Raw genomic sequence first — 20,175 nt, 5'->3', positions numbered from 1 at the left:
AAAAGTTCCCGCCCCTCACGGCCCCGCCAGCCGGTACACCCGCACGTAGTCGAAGCGGGTGGTGAACCCCTTGCCGCCCATTGAGACCAGGCCGATCCTCGCCTGCCCCAGAGCGTGTGTCCAGGTGCCGCCCCGTGTCCAATGGACCCCGTCGCGGCTGGAGTACCCGGTGTACGTCTCCTCGTTGCCCACCGCGCGCCGCGCGATTCGCAGCCAGGTGTCGCGGCCGGGAGAGGCGAGGACGGTGTTGCCGTAGCGCGGGAAGCCGGGAGCGCTCGCCTGAACCTCCTTGGCGAACTCGATCTGCCGGGTGTTCCAGTTGGAGAAGACCACCGCCTTGAGGAAGCGGTCGTCGTCCCCGTAGATCACCAGCCCGCCCTGCGAGTAGTTGAAGCAGCACCCCTCGTCGGGCAGGTCGATGTTCAGCTTGACCTCGACGAGGTAGTCCCCAGGGGGGGCCTGCTCGGTCAGGATTGAGGCGTTGTCTGTGTCCTCGAAGAGGTCAGCCGACTGGGTGTCGAAGCGGAAGACGCCGTTGTCGAGCCCGGCAGCGCCACTGGTGGGCGGGCGCACCCAGGTCCAGCGCGGGTCGAGGCTGTTCCCGCTGAACTCGTCACTGGAGGCGTCCAGCTTCGCGCCCGGCTGGTCGTTCGCCCGGACCGGGGACGGTGGGGCAGCCCGCTCCCAGCGGTGGACGGCGGGGGCGGGCTGCGGCCCCTCGGACGCCCAGGCCCCGCCGCGCACGGTGGGCCAGCCGTCCACCCAGTCGAGGGGATCGAGCAGCATGGGGCGCTTGTTGATGTTGCGCCCCACGTCGATGTACGAGTCGAAGCGGTCGATGGCGTGGTAGACGGTCCAATCGCGCCCGGCGGCGTCCTGGAATACGGCGTTGTGCCCCGGTCCCACCCAGCGGTTGCCGTTCATGCTGATGACCGGCGTGCCGCCCACCCGCGGGTCCATCAGCGAGACGCCGTCCTTGTCGTAGAAGGGTCCGGTCGGGCTGGCCGAGCGCCCCGCGAACACGCTGTAGCCGCTCAGCGGCCCGTTGCAGCAGTTCGTCGCCGAGAGCATCAGGTAGTAGTAACCGCCGTGTCTGACCACCTGACTGCCCTCGTAGCGGTTGTCGAGCGCCACCTCCTTCTGGTTGGCGGGGTCGGTTCGCAGGCCGTCCGCGCTGAGTTTCCGCACCGAGATGCCGCCGAAGTAGCTCCCGTAATACATCCAGCGGTTGCCGGAGTCGTCGGTCACCACCTCGGGGTCGAACACCCAGCGGCGGGCCTTCGGGTCGTTCCCCCCGGGAGGCGGCTGCGGTTCAACGACCGGCGTGCCGCTGTCCGTCCACGGCCCGGTCGGCGTGGGCCCCGTCGCCACCCCGATGGCGCTGCCGCCCGCCCTGGTGTCCGACGCCGTGTAGTACAGCAGGTACTTGCCGTTCAATTCCTGCACCTCGGGCGCCCACAGCCCCGCGTCGTCCTTCACCCACCCCGGCTTGGAGCTGAAGGCGTCCCCCACGTACGTCCAGTTCACCAGGTCGCTCGACTTCGCCATGCTGATGAGGTGGAAGTTGAGGTTGCCCTGCGCGTCCCGGTCGTTCGCGCTGTGCGGGTCCGTCGTGCAGTACAGGTACCAGTTGGCATCGCCCGACGGCCCCCGAATGATGTCGGGGTCGGCACATGACTCCACCCGCGAGCCGTCCGCCTTGGTGATGACGGGCGGGTTGGTGTACGTCCGCCCGAACTGGGGCAGGGGCAGGCGCCCGCACGAGGTGAGCAGCAGCGCTCCCAGCAGGGGCGGGGCGAGCAAGACACGGCGGGTCTGCATGGAAAACCTCCGGGATGAGGGAGATGGACCGTCAGATGGGTTCGGGCAGGGCGGTGGGGCTCCCACTGACCCAGCGCAGCGGCGCGGCGTGCAGTTGCCGTTTGGTGCGTTCCTCGTTCCAGGCGTGAAAGATCAGGATGTCCTCCTCCCCCCGCCGGGTGACGCTGGCGTGCCCCGGGCCACGCAGGTGCCCGGCGGTCCGCAGCACGTTCGCGCCCGGCTGCGGTTCCGTCCACGGCCCCAGCGGATGGTCCGCCGTGGCGTGCCCCACCCCGTACGTCTCGTTCGTCCACGCCCCGCCCGAGTACAGCAGGTGGTATTGACCGTCCCGGAACAGCACGAAGGGGCCTTCCAGTGTGTGCCAGTCGTACACCGCCCCGTACATCGTGCGGGCGCGCTGGTACACCTGCCAGTCCCCGCTCGCGCGCAGGATCGTCCGGGTCTCCCCCAGCCGGGTCATGTCGCGCAGCTCGGCGGCGGCGAGCAGCGTCCCGGGCCGCTCGCCCGTCAGGTCGTCCCGCGCGTAGAACAGCCACCACGAGCCGTCCGGCGCCTGGAAGGGGTGCGGGTCGATGGCGAAGGGCTCGTCCGGCGTGAGGTTAAGCCCCTGGTCCACGAAAGGCCCCAGCGGACCAGACGCCGTCGCCACCCGCAGGTGGTGGCCCTTATCCCCATTCCCCACCGAGTAGTACATGAAGAAGGTGTCGCCATTTCGCGCAACCTCCGGCGCCCAGTAGTCCTGCTCCCCCTCGCTCAGCGGCTCCAGCGCGCCGCCGTGCGAGGTCCAGTGGACGAGGTCGGGCGAGGACAGCACCTCGAAGGCCCGCTGCCCCGCCCGGCCGTTGAGGCCGGTGCCGTAGGCGTAGTACGTGCCGTCCACCAGGAGCACGAAGGGGTCAGCGAAGTTGGCGGGATACAGCGGCTCCTGGGGCAGGGGGCCGGAGTGGAGGGTATGGGTCATCGGTGGTGCCTTTCGGAGATGTTGTTCGGGGTGGGGCCGTTATGGTGTGGGTGCCCGCTGCGGCGTGAGGGTCGGTCCCGCCACCGTCACCCTGCCGCCCGCGAAGGTGACCGCGTCCAGCCGCAGGCTGCGGTAGCCCACGCTGTCGCCGATCTGCCCGGCGGTCCAGGCATGGTAGGCGAGCCAGGTCTTCCCGGCGCCGTCCGTCACGACCGTCTGGTGTCCGGGTCCCGCCACGGCGCCCTTGGTCTGCAGGATGGGATTTTCCGTCGCCTTGCGGTAGGGCCCGGTGATGCGATTCGCCGTCGCGTACCCCACCGCGTACAGGTCGCTGTCGAAGGGCCCGCCCGAGTACAGCAGGTAGTACACGTTGCCCTTGCGGTACAGGGTGGGCGCCTCGATCACGTTCCCCTCCCACAGCTGGAAGTTGTTGATGAGCTGGGAGGGCTTCCCGGTCAGTTTCAGGCCGTCCGCACTGAGGGGTTGCAGGTAGATGTTGGTGAGCTGGTTGCAGCAGTTGCCATCGTTCTTCCACAGCAAGTAGTGCTGGCCGTCGGCGTCCAGAAAGGGGCTCGCGTCAATGCTGCCGCCCTCGGCGACCTGGCACACCAGTGGCGTCTTCGACGGGTCCTTGAAGGGACCGGCGGGCGAGGTTGCCGTCGCCGCGCCGATGCACTGGCGTCCACTGTCCTTGTCCTGCGCGGTGTAGTACAGGACGTAACGGCTGCCGACCCGCGCCACCTCAGGCGCCCAGGTCCGCCCACCCTCCGCCCAGCCCGGCAGCACGGGCATCACGTCCCCCGCGAACTCCCAGCGCACGAGGTCGCGGCTCACCGCGTGCGGCACGTTCGCGTTCTCGCTGTTCGTCGCGTAGGCGTGGTAGGTGTTGCCCACCCTCAGGATAAAGGGGTCGGGGAAGTTCTCGTTGATCACCGGGTTGCGGAAGGTGGTGGGGGCGGCGGGCCGGGTGGTCGCCGGGCCGCTCCCCCCCGCCAGCGTCTCGGACGGGGTGAGCAGCGCGCCGAGCGTGAGGGCCACGGCGAGCCTGGGAGCGGAAAAATGTTTGGCCACCCTCATTCCTTCATTCCGGTGGTGGACAGGCCCGCGATCAGGTAGCGCTGCGCAAGCAGGTAAGCGATCAGCACCGGCACGCTGGCGATGGCGGTGGAGGCCATCAGCTTGCCGTACTCGGTCACGTAGCGCTGCGAGAAGGTGTTCACGCCGACCGGCAGCGTGAGCTTGTCGATGTCGGTGACCACGAAGGTCGGCCAGATGAAGTTGTTCCAGGAGCCCATGAATGAGAACACGGCCAGCGTGACGAGCGCGGGGATGCTCAGCGGCAGGATCACGTTCCACAGCACCTGCAGGCTGTTCGCCCCGTCGAGCCGCGCGGCCTCCTCCAGCTCCTTGGGCAGCGCCATGAAGAACTGCCGCAGCAGGAACACACCGAAGGCCCCCGCCAGCCCCGGCCAGATCAGCGAGTGGAAGGAGTTGATCCAGTTGAACCTCAGCATCATCAGGTACGTCGGGATCATGCTGACGACCCAGGGAATCATCATGGAACCGAGGATGATCCAGAAGATCGTGTCGCGCCCCTTGAAGCGCATCCGCGCGAGGGGATAGGCCGTCAGGGCGCACAGGGCGACGTGCAGCACCGTGAAGACAGTCGCCACGAAGAAGGAGTTCCACATCCAGCGCAGGATGTTGCCGTCGGGCGAGGTGAACACCTCACGGTAGTTGTCGAGGGTGGGCCGGGCCGGGACCCACTGGGTCGGCGTGGCGATCACGTCCGTCTCGGCCTTGAGCGACGTGGCGACCATCCAGTACATCGGCGCGAGGAAGATCACGGCGAGCAGGCACAGCAACAGGAAGCGCGGGATATCGCGCGGGCCCCGGCGGCGGGGACCACTCTCACGCGTGGTGGTGACGGCCGGTAGGTCGCGGGCGGGTGCGGCCATCTCAGCTCCCCTCTCTGGCGTCACGCGCCATGATGCGGAATTGCAGGATCGTGAAGATCAGCATGACCAGGCCGAACATAAAGGCCATCGCCGAGGCGCTGGAGAACTGGTTGTTGCTGAAGGCCTCCTCGGTGATGTACTGGATCGCGCTCTGGGTGGTGCGGTTGGGCCCGCCCGCCGTGATCACCAGTGTCTGACCGAAGAGTTGGAAGCTCGCCAGCACCGTCGTCACGAAGACGAACAGCGTGACCGGGCCCAGCAGCGGCCAGGTGATGAAGCGAAACTTGGGCCAGGCGGTCGCGCCGTCGATCTCGGCGGCCTCGTAGAGGCTCTGCGAGATGTTGCCCAGCGCGGCGAGGTACAGGGTCATGTTGAAGCCGATGGTCCACCACAGCGTGCCGACGATGATCGGAATCCAGGCGAGGCCCTGAGTGGACAGGAAGGGCAGCGGCTGCATGCCGAAGATGTCGGTGCGGATCGCGTTCACCAGGCCGATCTGGTTGTCGAACATCCAGCGCCACAGGATGCCCATCACCGAGACGGTGAGCACGCCCGGCAGGAAGAACACCGCCCGGAAAAAGGCCCGCCCGAAGATCGGCCGGTACAGCAGCAGCGCGAGCCCCAGCGACACGGCGATGAGCAGAGGCACGCTGATGACGGTGAACAGGGCCGTGTTCTTCATCGAGTTCCAGAAGAACTGGGCCTGCGGCGTGCTGAAGTCAAAGAGGTTGCGGTAGTACTCCAGGCCCACGAAGGGCCGCGTCTCGGCGAGCAGGTCCCAGCGGTGCAGGCTCACGTAGAAGCCGTACCCCACCGGGTAGACCACGAAGACGAGAAACAGCAGCGCGAAGGGCAGCAGGTACAGGTAGGGCGTCAGCCCGCTGTTCTCGAAACTGCGCCGCCGCCGGGGCGGAACATTCTCACGCGGCAAACTGAGGCTCATGGGCGGCCTCCCTGGGCGCGGCGCGGCGGGAAAGGCAGGCGCGAGCACCGTGGAGCGCGGCACTCGCGGGGGGCGTTCTGGAATGTGTGCGAGGTCATCAGGCACCTCTTCTTCCCTGGGGCGGGTGGCCGGGGATTGGAAAGCGCCGGTCACGGCGTCCACTTTGGACATCTGGAACTCGTCCTGGGCTGCGCGCGTGACCGGCGTGATGGGTGGGTAGATTCAGGCCGCCAGCGGCGTTACTGGAAGGACTTGCGGGCCTGCTGAATCTGCTTGTTCGACTCGCTCACCCCGGCGTCCAGCGCGGCTTTCACGCTCTGCTTGCCGCTGTAGGCGTTCGCCCAGGCGTTGTCGAAGGGCCCCAGCACCTGGCCGCCCCAGGGGAAGCCGCTGGTGGCATAGATGGAGCCCAGCTTCGAGAAGACGCCCGCGATGGGACGGCCCTCGAACTTCTGGTTGCTGGCGACGGTGGGCATCACGGGCAGGCTGCCCGCCTCCGTCCAGGTCAGGTTCTGGGCGGGCGAGGTCATCCAGTTCATGAATTCCAGCGCGGCGCGGCGCTTGTTCGCGTCGTACCCGGCGCGCTGCTTGGGCAGGGTGAGGTGGCTCGACCCGCCCCAGGCCGCGTCCTGCTTGGAGCCGATGCGCGGCACAAAGGCCACGCCGAAGTTCATCTTCTGCTGCTCGAAGCGGTCGGTGTACCACTGGCCGCTGGGGAAGAAGCAGACCTTGCCCTGGCTGAAGGCCGCCAGCTCGGCTTCCTCGGTGCTGTTGGGACGGGCGACGCCGTGCTTCTGCACCAGGTCGACCAAGAACTGCACGGCCTCGACCGCCTGCGGGGTGTTGAAGTTGGCGTTCAGGTTCTTGTCGACGAGCGAGCCGCCGTTTTGCAGGATGGCGGCGTAGGCCATGCGCGACCCCACCCAGTTGTTGTACAGGCTGACGCCCCAGGTGTTGAGGTTCCCCTTGTCAAAGCCCGCCTGACCGGCCTTCTTGCCGCTCTTGTCGGTCGTGCACTGCTGGGCGGCCTTCAGGAACTCGGCACGGGTGGTGGGCACCTTGGTGACGCCCGACTTCTGCATGAGGTCCTTGTTGTAGAACATCACGTAGGCGACCGAGGAGATCGGCACGCCATAGGACTTGCCCTCGTAGTCGGCGGTCTTGAAGAGTGGGCCGTAGAAGCGCGCCTTGTTGATCCCCGCCGTCTTGAGCTCAGCGTCGGTCAGGGGCGAGACGGCGCCGCGCGCGATGAACTGGGTGATCTGGTCCTCGTTGATCACGACCACGTCGGGCGCGCGGCCGGAGGCGACCAGCGAGGGGAGCTGCTGCCAGGTCGTGCCCCAGGGCTGGGCCTGAGCGCGCACCTGGATGTTGGGGTGCGTCGAGTTGAACTGCGCGATCAGGCGCTCCATCACCGGGCGGTCGGCGCCGGTGAAGCCGTGCAGGAACGAGAGCTGGACTTTGGGGCCGGTGTAGCCCTGGGCTCCGGCCGTGCCCAGCACGAGCAGGGCCAGCAGAGAGGTGCGGCGAAGGGGGTGAGCCATAACAGTGAATCCTCCTGAGAGCAAGCCCCCGGGTCGGGGGCGGCGGAGAGCCAAACCGGGACGTCCGGTCAACGAAGAAAGTTCAAGCGGTATAGATAGGTGTTCGCCTGGCAGACTACACCTCGCCCAGAACCGCGTCAAACCCCTCTGACACGGTTTTGTTGGGGGATGGATGGAGATGAACGGCACATGTAGGCCGAGCCGAGGCCCGGGGCTGGCGTGGACGTGGGCGCGGCTCCTGTTCCAGCTCGGCCCGTTCCTGACTTTGCAGCAGGATCAGGACATTGAAATACCCGGAGCGGCGGCCAAGTCCGCTCCGGGTATTCCAGCTGGCCAGGAAGGGGTCAGTAGGGCTGGGCTTCCCGGCTGCGCTCCTCGGCCTGGCGCACGGCGTCGCGTTCCTGCTCCTCGCGGCCCCGGCGCACCTGCTCCAGCCCCTCGGCCACCCGGCGGCCATAGTCGGGGTCGCACTGGGTGAAGAGCTCCACCATCCGCTGCTGCACCTCGGGAATGGCGGCCGAGATGTTCTCGACAAGGTTTTGGATCAGGTCGTCGCGCTCCCAGTCCTCGAAGGCGCGGTACTGCTCGCCCGCCTGCCTGAAGTTGTTCGTGCGCTCGAGGGAGGCCATCTGGAGGTGGCCCTCCACCCGGGGGGTGTACTCCACGACGTCGCGCGGCGCCTCCGTCAGGCCGTTCATCGAGCTGGGCTCGTAGTTCACGTGCGGGTTCTGGCCCGGCACCGTATCCACCCGGTAGGTCATCTGCCCGTCGCGCTGGTTGGTCGCCAGATGCTTTTTCGGTGCGTTGATGGGAAGCTGCAGGTAGTTCGGCCCCACCCGGTAGCGCTGCGTGTCCGAGTACGAGAAGGTGCGGCCCACCAGCATCTTGTCGTCGCTGAAGTCCAGGCCGTCCACCAGGACGCCCGTCCCAAAGGCGGCCTGCTCGACCTCCGCGAAGTAGTTCTCGGGGTTGCGGTCGAGCGTCATCTTCCCGACCGGGAGCCAGGGGAACTGGTCGCGCGGCCAGATTTTCGTGTCGTCGAGGGGATCGAAGTCCAGCTCCGGGTGATCGTCATCCGACATGATCTGCACGAACAGTTCCCACTGCGGGAAGTCTCCGCGCTCGATGGCCTCGTACAGGTCCTGGGTGGCGTGGTTGATGTTCTTCGCCTGAATCTGCTCGGCCTCGCGCTGGGTCAGGTTGCGGATGCCCTGCAGCGGCTCCCAGTGGTATTTCACGAGGACAGCCTTGCCCTGGTCGTTCACCCACTTGTAGGTGTTCACGCCCGAGCCCTGCATCTGGCGGTAGTTCGCCGGGATGCCCCAGGGCGAGAACAGCAGGGTGAGCATGTGCACCGCTTCGGGCGTGCCACTCATGAAGTCGAAGATGCGCCCGCCGTCCTGCCGGTTGGTCACCGGGTCGGGCTTGAGCGAGTGGATCACGTCCGGGAACTTGATCGCGTCGCGGATGAAAAAGACCTTGAGGTTGTTCCCCACCAGGTCCCAGTTGCCGTCTTCCGTGTAGAACTTCACCGCGAAGCCGCGCGGGTCGCGCATCGTCTCTGGCGAGTGGCTGGAGTGGATCACGGTGGAGAAGCGGACGAAAACGGGGGTCCGCTTGCCGGGCTGCTGGAAGAGCTTGGCGCGGGTGTACTTAGAGATGGGCTCGTCGCCGACCTTGCCGTAGGCCTCGAAGTAGCCGTGCGCCCCCGCCCCGCGCGCGTGGACCACCCGCTCGGGGATGCGCTCGCGGTCGAAGTGGCTGATCTTTTCCAGGAAGTGGTAGTTCTCCAGGGTGGCAGGGCCGCGCGTGCCCACCGTGCGCTGGTTCTGGTTGTTGCGGACCGGGTGGCCCTGGCGGGTTGTCAGGGTGCGCTTACCTTCGCCCTGGCCCATCCGGGGGTCAGCGGTGCCGCCCACGCCCTCGGCGGCGGTGTTGTGCTCGGGAAGCTGGTTCTGGTCGCTCATAGCGTCTCCTACGGGGACTGGCCGCGCGGGGCGGGGAGAAACGGTGGGGCCGGGGACCGTGGGGACTTTCCCGGAGAGAAGGGCCGCTGAGCTTCTCGGTCCCGTTGGGGCGCCGAAATCATAATTACGTGGCCCCACGCTGTCCACTCCGCAGCCCCCTGTCTAAAGGGAAAGCGAAGCCGCCGCGCGCCTCACTGCGCCGCCCAGTTCGTGCGGACCCAGGCGCGGAAGCTCGGGTACTGGGTGCCCAGCAGACGCCGCAGCCGCGCGTCCTGGCCTTGCAGAAAGGCCGTCATCCGCGTGCCCAGGGCCCCCGGATCGGAGGCCCCCCCGACGGGCGTGCTCCGCTGCACGAAGGCCGCGTCCTCCGCGACCAGCCGGTCGAAGGCCGCCCGCTGCGCCGGGGTGAGGTCCAGCCAGCGGTCCAGACCATAGGCGGCGCGCTCGTTCGCCCGCAGGAAACTCAGCACGGGTCTCAGGCCCCACACGTCGGGAAAGAGGGTGAGGAGGCGGGGGATGCGCTCGTCGCGGTACAGCCGCACGGTCAGGGCCCAGTCGGGCGTGCCCGCGCTCTGGGCCGCGCCCTCCACGACCTGCACGGTGTAAACCACCCCGCCGCGGGGCAGATGCACCACGAATGGGCTGGCGTTCTCCTCCCGCCCCCGGCGCACCTCACCCGGGGAAGCCCGGCTCGCCCGCCGCACGTCGCGCTCGGTCACTGGCACCCCCGTCGCGGCCGAGAGAAACTGCGCGATCACCGGGAACTTCGCCTCGCCGCCCCCCTCCGGCCGGTGCAGGACGTAGGCGGCGCCGGGCACCCCGGTCCCGTCCCGCCAGACCCGCAGCTCCGCCCGGCTGGGGCTGCGGAAGGTGTACAGCTCCAGCCGGGTGTCCGGCGTCACCGTCAGGCGGCCGAGCGCCACGCACCCGTACCGCTGGCAGAAGGCCGTGCTCTGGAAGGTGGGGGGAGCGGCGAGGGCGGTGGAGAGCACGGCGAGGACCGTCACGGCGGCGCGTGGGGGGAGCATAGGGATCAGGAAAAGTCTGCCACGGCGGGACCCCCACTGGGCCCGTCCTCAGCATCGGCGGCCCCGCGTCCACTACGGTGGGGCATGGGCAAACTGTGGGGCAGGCGGGGACACGCGCTGGTGGACTACCTGACGGCGCCCACGCTCTGTTTCCTCGCGCGCCGGGCAGGCCTGCGGGGCACGCCGCTGCGCTGGGCGAACACCTTCACGGCGCTCATCCTGCTCGCGGTGACGACCACGGGGACGCCCCTGGGGGTGATCCGCCTGGTGCCCTTCCGCTGGCACGGCCGGGCGGAACTCGCCAGCGTCCTCGTGCAGCTTGCCCTGCCCTGGCTGGCGGGCTTCGCGCGGGACCGCTGGGCACGGACCTTTTTCCTGGGCCTCGCCGCGTACAACTTCCTGGTGTGGTGGGCGACAGACTGGGAGGCCGGGGAGGCAAGGTCCTTCCGTAAGGCTCGCTCAAGGCTGCGCTGAGAAAATTCCATAGTCAGGCCCCCGCGCCCCCTCCTACCCTGACCCCCATGAACACGCCAGCGAACAAGGTCCTGGACCGAGCGTGGGACTTTCTGAAAAAGGCGCATTGCGAGCTGCGGGAAAGTGATGTCCGGGTCCTGTCGGGCGACTGCCTGGAGTGCATCGAGATCCGGCAAGGCGGCGTCCCCATCGCCAAGGGCTGCGGCCCGGATTTTGAGAAGGCCGCCACGCTGGCCTTTCTCGCGGCGGCGCAGAAGGTGCGGGACCCGGGCGCCTGAGACCGACTGGCTCCAGACCTTACCGGACAGCACCAGAGGGTCTTCCATCGCCGCCAGTCGGTCTTCTTTGCTGCACCCTCTGCTGCGCCGCTTGGCGAGTCCGGTCGCCCCTCGTCTTCGACTCACCGCCACGTCGTATGACCCGGCGCTCAGGCCTCCCGCGCGGCCCGCAACAGGTCCCCACCCGTGACCAGCTCGCGCAGCCGCAGCAGGTCCGGGCGGTAGTAGCGGTCCCCTCCCAGCGGGGCCACCTCCCGCCGAATCCGCTCGTGGGCCGCCCGCACGCCCCGCCCCGCCGCGAGGGGCTGGAAGTCCAGCGCCTGCGCCGCGCACAGCAGCTCGATGCCCAGCACCGTCCGGGCGTGCTCCACGATCTGCCGCAGTTGCCGCGCCCCGTGCGCGCCCATCGAGACGTGGTCCTCCTGATTGGCCGAGGTGGGGATTGAGTCCACGCTCGCGGGGTGGGCCAGCACCTTGTTCTCGCTGACCAGGGCGGCGGCGGTGTACTGCGCGATCATCAGGCCGCTGCTCAGGCCGCCCTCGGGCGTCAGAAAGCCCGGCAGTCCCGAGAGCGCCGGGTTGAGGAGCTGCTCGATGCGCCGCTCGGAGATGGAGGCGAGTTCGGCGACCGCGACCTTGAGCGCGTCGGCGGTCAGCGCCAGCGGCTGCCCGTGGAAGTTCCCGCCCGAGATCACCTCGCCCCCCGCCGGATGAGCACGGTCCGGGAAAATGAGCGGGTTGTCGGTCACCGAGGCGAACTCGACCTCCAGCACGCGCCCGGCCTGTGTGAGCGCGTCCAGCGTCGCCCCGTGGACCTGCGGCACCGCCCGCAGGCTGTAGGCGTCCTGCACCCGCCCGCAGTTCGCGTGCGCCGGGGCGATGGCCGAATTTCGCAGGAACTCCCGCAGGTCGGCCGCGACCTCCAGCGCCCCGGGATGAGGCCGCAGCCGCACCACGCCCTCCGAGAAGGGCCGGTGGCTCCCCGACAGCGCCTCCACCGTCATCGCGGCGGCGAGGTTGGCCGTGCCCAGCAGCGTGCGGGCGTCGTGCAGCGCGAGCGCGAGCAGGCTGCCCATCAGTTGCGTCCCGTTGATGAGCGCCAGCCCCTCCTTCGCCTCCAGCGCGAGGGGCGTCAGGCCCAGCTCGGCGAGCACGTCGGCGGCGGGCCTCACCTCGCCCTGGTAGGCGATCTCCCCCAGCCCGATCAGCCCCAGCGCGAGGTGCGCCAGTGGCGCGAGGTCCCCAGACGCCCCCACGCTCCCCTGCGCGGGCACGACCGGGCAGGCCCCCGCGTTCAGCAGCGCGAGCAGTAGGTCCACGACCTCCGGCCGCACCCCCGAGTGCCCCAGCGCGAGCGACTGTGCCCGCAGCAGCAGCATGCCGCGCACGACCTCGGTGGGCAGGGGCTCGCCCACTCCGACGGCATGGGACACGATCAGGTTGTGCTGAAGCTGCCGCAGGTCCTCCCGCGCGATCCGCACGGTGGCGAACTTGCCGAAGCCGGTGTTGACGCCATACACGGCGTCTGGGCCGTCCACGATGCGCTCGATGACGGCCCGTGCCCGCCCAATGCGTTCCCGAGCAGCGGCGGAGAGAGTGACTTGCTCGCCGCCGCGCACCACCCCGATGAAATCTTCGAGCGTCAGTTGCCGGTCCAGAATCACAGTCCATTCTCCTTGGTGAGACGACCGCCCACGAACACGTCGCGGACGGGGTTCGCCCCCAGCGTGTAGACCAGGTCGCGCCAGTCGGCCGAGTGCAGCGCCAGGAAGTCGGCCCGCTGCCCCGAGGTCAGTGCCCCCCGGTCCGTCAGCCCCAACGCGGCGGCGGCATTCACCGTGCCCGCCGTGAGCGCCTCGGCGGGCGTGAGGCCGTTCAGCCGCACCGCGAGCGCCAGGGCGAGCGAGGTGCTGAAGAGGGGTGAACTCCCCGGATTGAGGTCGGTGCCGACCGCCACACGGGCGCCCGCGTCCACCAGCCGCCGGGCGGGAGCGGCGGGCAGCCCCAGGTGCAGCGTCACGCCGGGGAGGATGGTCGCCACCGTGTTCGATCCAGCGAGAGCCTGAATCTGCCCCTCCCCGCTCGCCTCCAGGTGGTCCACGCTCAGCGCCCCCAGCCCGCAGGCGAGTTCCACTCCACCCAGCGCGTGAAACTGGTCGGCGTGCAGTTTCACGCCCAGCCCGCGTGCCCGCGCCGCCGTCAGGAGGGTGCGTGTCTCTGCCACCGTGAAGGCCTCGCGCTCGCAGAACACGTCCACGGCGGTGGCGAGGCCCCGCGCGGCGACGGCCGGGATCAGGTCCTCGCAGACGCCGCGCACGTACGCCTCGCGCTCCTCAGGGGGCGGAACGTGAATGAGCAGCGTGGGAACGAGGGCGCAGGGGAAGGAGGCCCCCACCTCGCGCACCGCCTCCAGCATCCGCCCCTCGGCAGCAAAGTCCAGCCCGTACCCGCTCTTGACCTCGGTGGTCGTGGCCCCGGAGCGCAGGAGCGCCTGAAGTCGGGGGGCAGCCAGCCTCGCCAGTTCATCCTCGCTGGCCGCCGCCGTCGCCCGCACCGTCGAGCGGATGCCGCCCCCCCGCGCCAGGAGGTCCTCATAGGGCACCCCCGCGAGGCGCGCCTCGAAGTCCGCCAGCCGATCCCCCGCCCAGACCGCGTGGGTGTGCGGGTCCACCAGGCCGGGCACCACCGCCGCGCCGCCGAGGTCGTGGGTGTGCTCGGCATTCGGGGCGTCCTTCGCGGCGCCCACCCAGGCAACCATCCCATCCCGCACCAGCAGCGCCGCGTCCTTCCACATCGTCAGCTCGCGCATCGCCGCGCCGCGCTGGGGACCCGGGGGGGGCGTCACCAGCCGCGAAATCCCCGTGAACAGCGTCTCAGGCATCCAGCGCCTCACCCAGCGTCTCCAGGATCAGCCGCGCCGCGATCAGGGCGCTGCGGCCGGTGGGGTCGAGGTTGGGGGCGAGCTCGACGAGGTCTATGCCGATCAGCCGGTGCCGCCGCACGACCTCGCGGATCACCCTTATCGCCAGGCCGTACGTGAAGCCGTCCGGCTCGGGGCTGCTCGTCCCCGGCAGCACGGCGGGGTCGAGGGCGTCCGCGTCCACGCTGAGGTAGATCGGGCGTCCGGCGGGCAGGGCCTGAATCACGTCCTGAAAGAGGTCCTCCACCTCCTCCATCGGCACGAGCGTGTGCCCGCGTGCCCCCGCCGCCGTCACCGCCTCCGGGTCGAAGCGCAGCCCGCGCAGCCCCAGCGTGGTGATATGGACGAGGTTCGGCAAGTCCTCCACCGCCCGCCGGAAGGGGCTGGAGTTGCTGTACCGTGTGTCGTTCCGAACGTCCGTGAAGTCGAGGTGCGCGTCGAGCTGGACGACATGCAGGTCGGGCACGTCGTGAAAGGCGCGCAGCAGCGGGTACGTGACGCTGTGGTCCCCGCCCAGAAAGACGGGGAGGCGGCAGCGCGACCGGACCTGCCCCCCCGCCTCCGTGATGCGCTCCCGGGCGAGTTCGGGCTCCAGGCTGGGCAGCACCACGTCCCCCGCGTCGGCGAAGGTCACGCCCGCCAGCCGGGTCCGGCCCGAGAGGTCGGTGAGGGGCGGGACGTAGCGCAGGCTGGCCTCCCGCAGCGCCCGCGGCGCGTACCTGGCCCCGGGCCGGAACCCCAGCGCGAGGTCGAAGGGAATCCCCAGCACCGCCACGTCGGCCCGCCATTCCCCGCCCGGCTCGACGACGGGTGCCCGGGCGAAGGAGGCGACGCCGCCGTACGGGAGGTGGGAGGGCAGGCTCATCGGTGGTCCTGAATCCCCAGGCTGGGCAGGTCCAGTCCCCGCGCGCGCGCGACGTCGAGCGCCCGCTCATACCCCGCGTCCGCGTGCCGGACCACGCCCATGCCCGGGTCGTTCGTCAGGCAGCGGCTGAGACGGAACGCCGCCTCCGGCGTCCCGTCCGCCACCGCCACCAGCCCCGCGTGCTGCGAGAAGCCCAAGCCCACGCCGCCCCCGTGGTGGAAGCTCATCCACGCCGCGCCGCTGGCGATGCCCACCCCGAAGTTGAGCAGCGGCCAGTCCGAGACCGCGTCCGAGCCGTCCGCCATAGCCTCCGTCTCCCGGTAGGGGCTGGCGACGCTGCCCGCGTCGAGGTGGTCGCGCCCGATCACGACCGGGGCCTTCAGCCGCCCGTCCGCCACCATCTCGTTGAAGAGCAGGGCAGCCCTGTCCCGCTCCTTGTAGCCCAGCCAGCAGATGCGCGCCGGGAGGCCCTGGAAGGCGATCTGGTCGGCGGCGTACGTCAGCCACGCCTGCAGCCGGGAGTCCTGCGGGAAGAGGTCGAGCAGCGCCCGGTCCGTCGCGCGGATGTCCTCCGGGTCGCCCGAGAGCGCCACCCAGCGAAACGGCCCCCGCCCCTCGCAGAAGGAGTCGCGGATGAAGGCGGGCACGAAGCCGGGATAGTCGAAGGCGTTCTCGACCCCCGCCTCCCGCGCCCGGTGCCGCAGGTTATTGCCGTAATCGAAGGCGACCGCTCCCCGGCGCTGGAGTTCCAGGATCGCCCGGACATGTGCCGCCATCCCCGCGTAGGCCCGCTGGCGGTACACCCCCGGCTGCTCGGCCCGCAGCGTGTCCGCGTCCTCGTCCGGCCTGAGGACGGGAATATACCCCCACATCGGGTCGTGCGCGCTCGTCTGGTCCGTCACGAGGTCGGGCGTGTAGCCGATCTCCACCAGCTGGGGCAGCAGTTCGGCGGCGTTGCCGAGCACGCCGATGGAGCGGGCCACGCCCCCCGCCTTGTACTTTTCTGCACGGGCGATACCGTCCTCCAGGCTGTCCGCCACCTCGTCCAGATAGCGCGTCTCCAGGCGGCGCTGGATGCGGTGCGGGTCGATCTCAATGGTGAGGCTCACCCCGCCCGCCAGCTTCACCGCGAGGGGCTGCGCGCCGCCCATGCCGCCTAGGCCCGCCGTGACGGTGACCGTGCCCTTCAAGGTGCCGCCGAAATGCTTGTTCGCCGCGCCCGCGAAGGTCTCGTACGTCCCCTGGAGGATGCCCTGCGTGCCGATATAGATCCAGCTCCCGGCCGTCATCTGCCCGTACATGGTCAGCCCGGCGGCGTCCAGGCGGTCGAATTCCTCCCAGTTGGCCCAGTGCGGCACCAGGTTGGAGTTGGCGAGGAGCACCCGCGGCGCCCACTCGTGCGTCCGCAGCACCGCGACCGGTTTGCCCGACTGGATCAGCAGCGTCTCGTCGTTCTCCAGCCGGTCGAGCGTCTCCACGATGCGCGCGTAAGCCTCCCAGTTCCGCGCCGCCTTGCCGCGCCCGCCGTACACGATCAGCTCGGCGGGATTCTCGGCCACCTCGGGGTCGAGGTTGTTCATCAGCATGCGTTTGGCGGCCTCCTGAATCCAGCCCTTCGCGGTGCGCTGGGGGCCGCGGGGGGCGCGGATCACGGGCGGGGCGGTGAGTTCGGTCATGGGTGTGTCCTTTCGGAAGAGGCGGGTGAGTGCGTCCATCGTCCCCCCACCCCTCCCTGCCCACAAGCGGACTTTCCGATATATTCGGAAAAGCCTAGGATGGGACCCATGCCCCGCACCCTCAGCACGGTCGACGGCGCCGTCCGCGTCCTGGAGGCGTTCGACGCCGATCACACGGAGTGGACGCTGAGCGGTCTGGCGCGTTACCTGGGGCAGCCCACCTCGACCCTGCACGAGCACCTGGGAACCCTGACGGCCTCCGGCCTGCTGACGCGGGTGGGGCGGGGCCGCTTCCGACTGGGGTGGCGGCTGCTCAAGCTCTCCAGCGCCCTGTATGGCAGCGTGCCCTGGTACGCCGCCGCCCACGACGCGATGACGGCCCTGGCGCGCGGGACCCACCTCCTCGCCTTCGTCTGCGTGCTGGAGCGGGGGGACGTCCCCCGGGTGCTGTGCATTGCCCGCTCGGTGCAGGGCCGCGACGGTCCCCCGGTCGTCGGCGAGACGCAGTTCGAGCTGCCCGCCCACGCGACCGCGAGCGGCAAGCTGCTCCTCGCCCTGCACGGGCTGCCCCTGCCCATGGACGCCACGCCCTTCACCCCCCACACCCTGACGGGCCCGGCGGCGTGGGAGGCTGAGGCGGCGACCACCCGCGCCGCCCGCTTCGCCCTCAGCCGCGACGAGTGGGCGCCCGGCACGAGCGGCCTGGCCGTGCCCCTGCTCGGCCCGGAGGGGGAGGTCCTCGCCGCCCTGGGCGTGAGCCTGCCCACCGGGCGCCTGCGGGGGCGCGAGACCCTGCTCCGGCGCCTGCGCGACGCGGCGGACGAGGTGGCCTGGAGCCTGGGCTACCGCGCGCCGTCCTGACCGTTCCCGCGCTGGGCGGGAATGTCCGGCAAAGATCAAACCTCGGCTGTTCTTCCTGTCTTGCTGGAGGTTCCCCAAAGGCAGCGGGGGTCAGCGCGACTCCCGAATCCCGCACCCGGCGCCCCCCTCACGTCAGGCGCCCCAGCCACTCCAGCAGGAGCTGCCGCTCCGCCTCGCTGAAGGGGGCCGCGAGGCCAGGCAGCAGGGCGATCAACGCGACGGCGTGGGCCGCCGCCTGTTGCTGGGTGGCGTTGCCGGTCGTGCCCCCCTCAGGTGTGAGGATCGCCCCCAGCGTCGCCTCGCGCATCCGCTCCGCCAGCCCGCGGTCCCGTTCCTGAGCGCCCAGCAGGGTCAAGGTCACCCCCACCGCCGAGGCGTGGATCATGGCGGCGGCGCGGTCCACGCCCACCGCCAGCCGCCCGGCCTCCGCCACCCGCCCCAGCAGGGCCCGCAGCATGGCGGCGGCCTCCCGGGCCGCAGGGGATTCCTCACCAGGCCGGAGTCGACCGTACATCAAGGTGTACAGGTGCGGATGGGTCAGCCCGAACTCCACGTGCCGGTCCCAGCCCTCGCGCAACACCTCCACTGGGTCCCGCGTGCCCACCCCCGACCGCGCCACCTTGTCCCGAAGGTAGGACCCGAATCCGGCACTCGCCACCGCATTCAGGAGCCCCTGCATATCGCCGAACTGCCGGTAGATCGTGGGTGGCTGGACATCGGCGGCGGCGCTCACTGCACGGGTGGACACGGCCTCCACGCCCCCCTGTTCGAGCAGGGTCAGGGCGGCCTGGAGGATACGTTCCCGGGGAGCTGGAGGAGCGACCGACGTCACGGAAGGATGGTAACACAGGGGGTGTTATCGACTTGACATATCGCTGATCGCTGGTTTAAGTTAGCGCTGTCAACAGTCGGCGGCGTTTCTTCTGCCAGCGGCGCTTGACAGGGGGTTCACCGCCAGACCGGGAACTGATCCAGGTTTGTCGTTTCAGGGACGACCGGGAAGTGGGGCGGCCTTGGTCCAGAAACTCCCGCGGGACTCACAGGAGGTCGCCATGATCATCGTCACCGGAGCCAACGGCAAACTTGGGCGGGCCACCGTGGAGCGGTTGCTCGAACGGTTGCCCGCCGACCAGATCGGGGTGAGCGTCCGCGACCCTGAAAGGGCGCGGGACCTCCAGCGGAGGGGGGTCCGTGTGCGTCAGGGGGATTTCAACGAAGCCGCGGGCCTCGCCCACGCCTTCGAGGGCGCCTCGCGGGTCCTTCTTGTCTCGTCCAACACGGGCGGCGAGGGGACAGTTCGCCAGCACCAGACGGCGATTGACGCGGCCGGGGCGGCGGGGGCTGGGCACATCTTCTATACCAGCCACGCCGGGGCCGACCTGATCTCGGCCTTTCCCCCCGCGCGCAGCCACGCCGCGACCGAAGTCGCGCTGCGGGACTCGGGCCTGGCCTACACCTCGCTGCGGAACGGCTACTACGCGCAGACAGCGGTCATGCTCGTCCAGGGCGCCCTGCGGACGGGCGAGCTGAGGGCTCCGCAGGACGGGCCGATCAACTACACCGCGCACCCCGACCTCGCTGAGGCGACGGCCATTGCCCTGACTGACGGGGGCGAGGGCGACACCATCCTCACCCTCACGGGACCGGAGGCGATGGACACGGCGGGGCTCGCGGCCCTCGCCTCGGAGCTGACGGGCCGCCGGATTCGCCGGGTCGTCGTCCCCGACGATGAGTTCCGCGCTGGCCTGGTCGCCCAGGGGGTCCCCGGACCCCGGGCCGCCCTGCTCCTGGGCATGTTCGTCGCTGCCCGCCAGGGCGCGTTCACCCGCGTCGACCCGACGCTCGCCCGCCTGATCGGCCGCCCGCCGACGTCCGTGCGGGAAGTTCTGAAAGCGGCGATTTCACCCGCGGGATGATGTTTCGTGCAGTCAGACCCACGTCCACGGCCCACGCCGAACTCCCGGATTCCACAGGAGGTCCACCCATGACCGACACGACCAGACCCGCTGGCCAGGCAGGCACATTTCTCCTCGGCGACCGCACCGTGAACCGGATGGGCTACGGGGCCATGCAACTCGCCGGTCCCGGCGTCGTCGGCCCGCCGCGTGACCCGGACGCCGCCGTGGCTGTCCTGCGCGAGGCGATCAGCCTCGGCATCAACCACATCGACACCAGCGACTTTTACGGCCCGCACGTCACGAACCAGATCATCCGGCAGGCCCTGCACCCCTACCCGGACGAGCTCGTCATCGTCACCAAGGTCGGGGCCCGCCGTCCGGCGGACGGGTCCTGGGTGCCCGCCATGTCCCGGCAGGAACTGACCCAGGCTGTGCATGACAACCTCCGAAACTTCCGGCTCGACGCGCTCGATATCGTCAACCTCCGCATGATGGGCGAGGGGCACGGGCCGTTGGAGGAGTCGCTCGTGGGGCCGCTGACGGTCCTGGCCGAACTCCGGGAACAGGGGCTGATCCGCCACCTCGGCCTGAGCAACGTCACGCCCGCGCAACTCGCGGAGGCGCAGACCATCACCGAGATCGTCTGCGTGCAGAACCTGTACAACGTGGCGCGCCGGGAGGACGACGCTTTTCTGGGCGACCTCGCCCGGCAGGGGATCGCCTACGTGCCCTTCTTCCCGCTGGGTGGATTCAGTCCCTTGCAGTCGGATACGCTGTCGAGCGTCGCCCAAACCCTGGGGGCCACGCCCATGCAGGTGGCGCTTGCGTGGCTGCTCCACCGCTCGCCCAACGTGCTGGTGATCCCCGGCACCTCCTCCGTTACGCACCTGCGTGAGAACGTCGCGGCCGCCGCCCTCGCCCTGCCCGCGGAGGCGCTAGCCCAGCTCGACACCATCGGCGTGCCCGCCCCCAGGTAGGAGG

The 20,175-nt window shown here is 69.8% G+C and carries 18 protein-coding genes; 5 read left to right on the top strand and 13 right to left on the bottom strand.

Going from position 1 to position 20,175, the window contains the following annotated elements; translation table 11 throughout:
- Positions 1 to 15: 15 nt before the first annotated feature.
- The 8 genes from F784_RS0110320 to F784_RS0110285 form a co-directional block, all read right to left on the bottom strand.
- Complete coding sequence (locus F784_RS0110320) at positions 16 to 1,821, bottom strand: glycoside hydrolase family 43 protein (protein WP_019586653.1); 1,806 nt, start codon at positions 1,819 to 1,821, stop codon at positions 16 to 18.
- Between the two features lie 31 nt (positions 1,822 to 1,852).
- Positions 1,853 to 2,782, bottom strand: a complete 930-nt coding sequence (locus tag F784_RS0110315) for a glycoside hydrolase family 43 protein (protein ID WP_019586652.1) — start codon at positions 2,780 to 2,782, stop codon at positions 1,853 to 1,855.
- Between the two features lie 39 nt (positions 2,783 to 2,821).
- Positions 2,822 to 3,859, bottom strand: a complete 1,038-nt coding sequence (locus F784_RS0110310) for a glycoside hydrolase family 43 protein (RefSeq protein WP_083939188.1) — start codon at positions 3,857 to 3,859, stop codon at positions 2,822 to 2,824.
- Positions 3,856 to 4,740, bottom strand: coding sequence for a carbohydrate ABC transporter permease (locus F784_RS0110305; protein WP_019586650.1), 885 nt, complete (start codon positions 4,738 to 4,740; stop codon positions 3,856 to 3,858). The genes F784_RS0110310 and F784_RS0110305 overlap by 4 nt, the downstream gene beginning before the upstream one ends.
- 1 nt (position 4,741) lies before the next feature.
- The gene (locus F784_RS0110300; RefSeq protein WP_019586649.1) at positions 4,742 to 5,683 is read right to left on the bottom strand and encodes a carbohydrate ABC transporter permease; all 942 of its coding nucleotides are present in this window, start codon (positions 5,681 to 5,683) and stop codon (positions 4,742 to 4,744) included.
- Between the two features lie 239 nt (positions 5,684 to 5,922).
- Positions 5,923 to 7,227: an ABC transporter substrate-binding protein gene (locus F784_RS0110295; RefSeq protein WP_019586648.1), complete on the bottom strand. Its 1,305-nt coding sequence runs from the start codon at positions 7,225 to 7,227 to the stop codon at positions 5,923 to 5,925.
- 344 nt (positions 7,228 to 7,571) lie between these two features.
- Positions 7,572 to 9,194: a catalase gene (locus F784_RS0110290; RefSeq protein ID WP_019586647.1), complete on the bottom strand. Its 1,623-nt coding sequence runs from the start codon at positions 9,192 to 9,194 to the stop codon at positions 7,572 to 7,574.
- Between the two features lie 191 nt (positions 9,195 to 9,385).
- Positions 9,386 to 10,222 (bottom strand): hypothetical protein, encoded by an 837-nt coding sequence (locus tag F784_RS0110285; protein ID WP_019586646.1) that lies wholly within the window; start codon positions 10,220 to 10,222, stop codon positions 9,386 to 9,388.
- An 84-nt stretch (positions 10,223 to 10,306) separates the two neighbouring features.
- Here F784_RS0110285 and F784_RS0110280 point away from each other — a divergent pair, with 84 nt between their 5' ends.
- Together F784_RS0110280 and F784_RS0110275 are read left to right on the top strand one after the other, a co-directional pair.
- The gene (locus tag F784_RS0110280; protein WP_019586645.1) at positions 10,307 to 10,696 is read left to right on the top strand and encodes a hypothetical protein; all 390 of its coding nucleotides are present in this window, start codon (positions 10,307 to 10,309) and stop codon (positions 10,694 to 10,696) included.
- Between the two features lie 47 nt (positions 10,697 to 10,743).
- Positions 10,744 to 10,974 carry a hypothetical protein gene (locus F784_RS0110275; RefSeq protein ID WP_019586644.1) on the top strand — a complete coding sequence of 77 codons (231 nt, stop codon included), beginning with the start codon at positions 10,744 to 10,746 and terminating at the stop codon, positions 10,972 to 10,974.
- A gap of 149 nt (positions 10,975 to 11,123) precedes the next feature.
- On the opposite strand, the gene hutH is transcribed toward F784_RS0110275, so the two are convergent.
- Genes hutH through hutU form a run of 4 tightly spaced genes read right to left on the bottom strand, consistent with a single transcriptional unit; the run spans position 11,124 to position 16,435 of the window.
- Entirely contained in the window at positions 11,124 to 12,638 is a 1,515-nt protein-coding gene (hutH, locus tag F784_RS0110270; RefSeq protein ID WP_019586643.1) for a histidine ammonia-lyase, read from the bottom strand.
- Positions 12,635 to 13,855 carry an imidazolonepropionase gene (hutI, locus tag F784_RS0110265; RefSeq protein ID WP_019586642.1) on the bottom strand — a complete coding sequence of 407 codons (1,221 nt, stop codon included), beginning with the start codon at positions 13,853 to 13,855 and terminating at the stop codon, positions 12,635 to 12,637. The genes hutH and hutI overlap by 4 nt, the downstream gene beginning before the upstream one ends.
- Positions 13,848 to 14,759, bottom strand: a complete 912-nt coding sequence (locus F784_RS0110260; protein WP_019586641.1) for an arginase family protein — start codon at positions 14,757 to 14,759, stop codon at positions 13,848 to 13,850. The genes hutI and F784_RS0110260 overlap by 8 nt, the downstream gene beginning before the upstream one ends.
- Entirely contained in the window at positions 14,756 to 16,435 is a 1,680-nt protein-coding gene (gene hutU, locus F784_RS0110255; RefSeq protein ID WP_026332402.1) for a urocanate hydratase, read from the bottom strand. The genes F784_RS0110260 and hutU overlap by 4 nt, the downstream gene beginning before the upstream one ends.
- Positions 16,436 to 16,543: 108 nt before the next feature.
- On the opposite strand from hutU, the gene F784_RS0110250 reads away from it, so the two are divergent.
- Entirely contained in the window at positions 16,544 to 17,296 is a 753-nt protein-coding gene (locus F784_RS0110250; protein ID WP_019586639.1) for an IclR family transcriptional regulator, read from the top strand.
- 127 nt (positions 17,297 to 17,423) lie between these two features.
- Here F784_RS0110250 and F784_RS0110245 read toward each other — a convergent pair whose 3' ends face one another.
- On the bottom strand, positions 17,424 to 18,128 hold the full coding sequence (locus F784_RS0110245; protein ID WP_019586638.1) for a TetR/AcrR family transcriptional regulator: 705 nt from the start codon (positions 18,126 to 18,128) through the stop codon (positions 17,424 to 17,426).
- Positions 18,129 to 18,348: 220 nt separating this feature from the next.
- Here F784_RS0110245 and F784_RS0110240 point away from each other — a divergent pair, with 220 nt between their 5' ends.
- Positions 18,349 to 19,212: an SDR family oxidoreductase gene (locus F784_RS0110240; protein WP_019586637.1), complete on the top strand. Its 864-nt coding sequence runs from the start codon at positions 18,349 to 18,351 to the stop codon at positions 19,210 to 19,212.
- Positions 19,213 to 19,280: 68 nt separating this feature from the next.
- The gene (locus tag F784_RS0110235; RefSeq protein ID WP_019586636.1) at positions 19,281 to 20,171 is read left to right on the top strand and encodes an aldo/keto reductase family oxidoreductase; all 891 of its coding nucleotides are present in this window, start codon (positions 19,281 to 19,283) and stop codon (positions 20,169 to 20,171) included.
- Positions 20,172 to 20,175 lie beyond the last annotated feature (4 nt).

The sequence above is a fragment of the Deinococcus apachensis DSM 19763 genome (assembly GCF_000381345.1).
Lineage (GTDB): Bacteria > Deinococcota > Deinococci > Deinococcales > Deinococcaceae > Deinococcus > Deinococcus apachensis.
This window is presented reverse-complemented; position numbering and strand designations above follow the sequence as displayed.